The following is an 844-nucleotide window of genomic DNA, read 5'->3' on the forward strand; positions in this document are numbered from 1 at the left end:
TGTCCATCTCGGATGGTTCGTCGTTGGCGGTGTTGGCGCATCCGGAGGCTGACATCGGTCTGGTGGGTTATGAGATGGCGTTGTTGGTGGATCGTGCCGGTACGGTCCTGACGCCCGATCTGCGTGCCGAGCTCCAGGGCAGCCTCCTCAACTGACGTATTCCTCCCCCCACATGAGCACCACCGTCCGCCTCGTCGAACCTCATGTTTCAGCTCGGAGGAGCCATGAACACCCCGCCGCCCTCGCAGGGCTCGTACGGTGCCTCGCACAACTACGGGTCCTATGACGACGAGGGCGACCAGCCGTTGGTGCGTCCGTACGCGATGACCGGCGGCCGGACGAAGCCGCGTTACCAGTTGGCGATCGAGGCGCTGGTGTCGACCACCGCCGATCCGATGCAGCTTCAGGGGCTGCTGCCGGAGCACCAGCGCATCTGCCATCTCTGCCTTGAGGTGAAGTCGGTCGCCGAGGTGTCGGCGCTGGTGGCCATTCCGCTGGGGGTGGCCCGGATTCTGGTGGCGGACCTGGCCGAGGCCGGGCTTGTCGCCATCCATCAGCCGGGCCACGAGGGAGAGCCCGGCGGTCAGCCAGATGTGACGCTGCTGGAAAGGGTGCTCAGTGGACTTCGGAAGCTCTGACGGATTCGGCCACCCGGTCCAGGGAACGCCCGCCGCCGGTCAGCCCGCCGGGCCGCCGGCGGCCCAGCAGGTGGCCACGACGTCCGCGAAGATCGTGATCGCGGGTGGGTTCGGCGTGGGTAAGACCACGTTTGTGGGGTCGGTGTCGGAGATCAATCCGCTGCGGACCGAGGCGGTGATGACGTCGGCGTCGGCGGGGATCGACG

At 67.3% G+C, this 844-nt stretch carries 1 protein-coding gene and 2 pseudogenes; all 3 read left to right on the forward strand.

Annotated features, from left to right (window positions below; translation table 11 throughout):
* Nucleotides 1–155: pseudogene (locus EBN88_RS30050) on the forward strand (roadblock/LC7 domain-containing protein); the annotation flags it as partial.
* A gap of 69 nt (nt 156–224) precedes the next feature.
* Nucleotides 225–638, forward strand: coding sequence for a DUF742 domain-containing protein (locus EBN88_RS30055; RefSeq protein WP_122400097.1), 414 nt, complete (start codon nt 225–227; stop codon nt 636–638).
* Nucleotides 619–844, forward strand: a pseudogene (locus EBN88_RS32795) (hypothetical protein); the annotation flags it as partial. The gene EBN88_RS30055 and the pseudogene EBN88_RS32795, both read left to right, overlap by 20 nt.

The sequence above is a fragment of the Streptomyces triticirhizae genome, from assembly GCF_003696235.1.
In the GTDB taxonomy this organism is placed as follows: domain Bacteria; phylum Actinomycetota; class Actinomycetes; order Streptomycetales; family Streptomycetaceae; genus Streptomyces; species Streptomyces triticirhizae.

Excerpts from the sequence above, each read along its gene's own strand:
- EBN88_RS30055 (WP_122400097.1), top strand. The coding sequence starts at position 225 with ATGAACACCCCGCCGCCCTCGCAGGGCTCGTACGGTGCCTCGCACAAC.